At 68.3% G+C, this 1,465-nt stretch carries 1 protein-coding gene; it reads right to left on the bottom strand.

The features are described from left to right. Positions 1–34: 34 nt before the first annotated feature. The gene (locus MOJ79_RS18820; protein ID WP_241925533.1) at positions 35–1,330 is read right to left on the bottom strand and encodes an ISL3 family transposase; all 1,296 of its coding nucleotides are present in this window, start codon (positions 1,328–1,330) and stop codon (positions 35–37) included. Between the last annotated feature and the right edge of the window lie 135 nt (positions 1,331–1,465).

Below are 1,465 nucleotides of genomic sequence, written 5' to 3'. Positions count from 1 at the left end.
GGCTCTATGCCGTTTTGTGTGGAAACGCTTCGCGTCATGTTGGCATCGCCGGCGCGAACGGACTGGCCGGCAGGTGCTTGAGCTTGGACATGCGCAGGTAGGCGATGGCGATGAAGTTCTGGCTCGTCCTGAAGCCGCGTGCGGCGCGCTTGGCCTGTTGCAGCAACCCGTTCATGGCTTCGACGAAGGCGTTGCTGCGGTGATCGACCATGCCGCGCACGACGGCGTCGAAGCGCTCCTTGAGCGTGGCGGCCAGCTTCTTGAACGGCTCGAGCCGGCAGCGCCGCGCCCAGCTCAGCCAGGCCCTGAGGTCGGATGCGGCCTGTTCGATGCTGTTGTGCGCTGTGGCCCGTGCGTACACCGCGCGCAGCGCCATCTTCAGCCGCCACGCCCGCGCGCTCTTGAGCGTCGAGCGCTGCAGCCAGTGCATCGCCTGGAGCTGGCGGGCGCTCCAGGTGCTGGGGTTGCGCCGCATGCCCCACAGCAGCTGCCTGAGCGTCTTACGCTGGCCAGTGCCCAGCGCGGCTCGCACCGCCTGCGCGTCGGTGGCCATCTCCGCGCGGCGCACCTGGTCCATCGCCTCGATGGCCATCGAGACGACGTGAAAGCGGTCGTAGCTGATCTGCGCCTCGGGCAGCGCCAGCGCCACGCCCTTGGCGTAGGCTGCGCTCATGTCCATGCACACGTGCCGCACCTGGGCGGGATCGCCGCCATGGGCCTTCAGATCCTCGGCGAACTCCACCACCGTGCGGTGCTCGCGCCCCTCAGTGGCGAACAGCAGCCGCTTGCGATCCAGGTCGTGCACGACGCTGATGTAGTGCTGCCCGCGCCGCAGGCTGGTCTCGTCGATGCCCACCGTGCGCACGCCGGCGAAGTCTTCCAGCGCACGCGCCTGCGCGACGTAGAACTCGATGCGCCGCCACAGCCGCTTGTCCTTGCAGCGCAGCAACTCGGCGGCCTGGCGCACCGGCAGGTCCAGGCACAAGGTCAGCGCCAGCGCTTCGAACGCCGCGGTAAAGCCCGAGCCCGCTCGCGCCCACGGCACGGCCACCTGCGTGGTCTTGCCGCAACCGCCGCAGGCCACGCGCGGCACGTCGCAGTGCAGCCAGGCCTCGAACTGGAAGAAGTCCAGGTGGCGCCAGGATCGGCGCAGCCGGTCGTGCACCGGTTGCGTGGCCGCACCGCATGCCGGGCAGGCGAGCCTGCTGGTGTGGCAGCCGATCTCGAAGTCGATACGCCGCTTGGCGGTGTCGAGCCTGACGTCATCGACGACCCACGGCGGCTGCAGGCCCAGCGCGCTGGTGAACAGAGCTTCTACGGCAATGCCCATGGACTCATCCTCCTGATCAAACCCGCCCGGTGGACATGTGCACAGGCCGACAAGCGGCCTGCACACATGCCCACCGGGCTCAACAACCAGGGGAGCATTGTGAGTGTTGTGTTCCACACGAAATGACGAAGGACC

The sequence above is a fragment of the Calidifontimicrobium sp. SYSU G02091 genome (genome assembly GCF_022631395.1).
In the GTDB taxonomy this organism is placed as follows: domain Bacteria; phylum Pseudomonadota; class Gammaproteobacteria; order Burkholderiales; family Burkholderiaceae_C; genus Calidifontimicrobium; species Calidifontimicrobium sediminis.
Note: the sequence above shows the minus strand (reverse complement) of the source record. Positions and strands in the feature narration are given on the sequence as shown.